This window comes from Rhizobacter sp. P3_B12 (assembly GCF_056402895.1).
The window spans coordinates 1-1,129 of record NZ_JBFUGN010001431.1; the positions used below are offsets into that span (position 1 = coordinate 1).

Consider the following 1,129-nt stretch of genomic DNA (forward strand, 5'->3'; position numbering starts at 1 on the left):
GAAGGAAGACCGCTTCGAGGTGCTGGTCGAGGAGCTGCAGAAGATCGTGCGCGGCCAGCCGCCGCTGTCGCCGGCCATCGCGCGCCGGCTGCTGGGCCACTTCCGCCAGGGCCCCGGCGGCATGGGCGGGCTGTCGGAGCCGGCACCGTCGGGCTTCCAGAGCAGCCGCCCGATGCCGCTCGGCCGCGGCGCACCGCTCGACCACGAGCGCCTGACCCCGCGCGAGAGCGAGGTGCTGACCTACCTCAGCAAGGGCTTCACGATCAAGGAGATCGCGAACCTGATGGGCATCAAGTGGTTCACGGTCAACGACCACATCAAGTCGATCTACAAGAAACTCAACGTGTCCAGCCGCGCCGAAGCGGCCGTGCTGGCCAGCAAGCAGGGCCTGGTCTAAGTCCTCGGCCCACCGGGGCTGACCACCGCGCATGGACAACCCCGCGACGCGGCCGGCGAGCCTGCACACCGACTCCGCACTCGACTCCGGGCTGATCGACCCCGCGCTCGGCGACGACCAGCGCCTGTCGCGCTGGATGGGCTGGCGGCTGCGCCTGCTGGTGGTGGCCGCGCTGCTCGGCTGCGTGGCCCTCGTGATGACGGCCCGCTGGCTGGCCGCGCAACCGCACCTGCCGGCCGACTGGCGTGTCGGCGCGCAGGGCGAGGTCGAGCTCGTGCACGCCGACGACGCCGCGCTGAAGCCACTCGAGGGCCGCGCACTCGTCGGCCTGCTGAACGACAACGGCCAGGTCGCGATCGTCGACGGCCTGGCGCTGCAGCGCTCGCCGCGCTGGATCATGGGCGACACGCAGCGCGAACGCCACTTCGACCAGCACCAGCAGGTCGCCGCGGTGATGGGCGGCAGCGCCGTGCGGGTCTTCTTCATCGGCGGACGGCAGGTGGAGCTCGCGCTGCAGCCGCGCGGGCTGCTGCGGCTGGGTTCGATGTTCTGGGTGCTGTCGGCGCTGAGCCTGACGCTGTACCTGGTCGCGATGGTGGTGCTGCTGGCCAAGCCGTCGATGCGCAACCTGCTGTATGCCGTGGCCTCGCTGTGCCAGGCCGGCAGCCTCGCCTGCATGGCCGTCGAGTCGACGCTGCAGCTCGGCCTGCCGCTCGGCTTCCTGCGCTGGGA

1 protein-coding gene and 1 pseudogene are annotated in these 1,129 nt (G+C 71.4%); both read left to right on the forward strand.

What is annotated here, in order from left to right; all coding sequences use genetic code 11:
- Positions 1-397, forward strand: a 397-nt coding sequence (locus AC1D01_RS35830) for a response regulator transcription factor (protein ID WP_477874449.1), incomplete at its 5' end; no start/stop codon positions are given.
- Between the two features lie 31 nt (positions 398-428).
- Positions 429-1,129, forward strand: a pseudogene (locus AC1D01_RS35835) (histidine kinase); the annotation flags it as partial.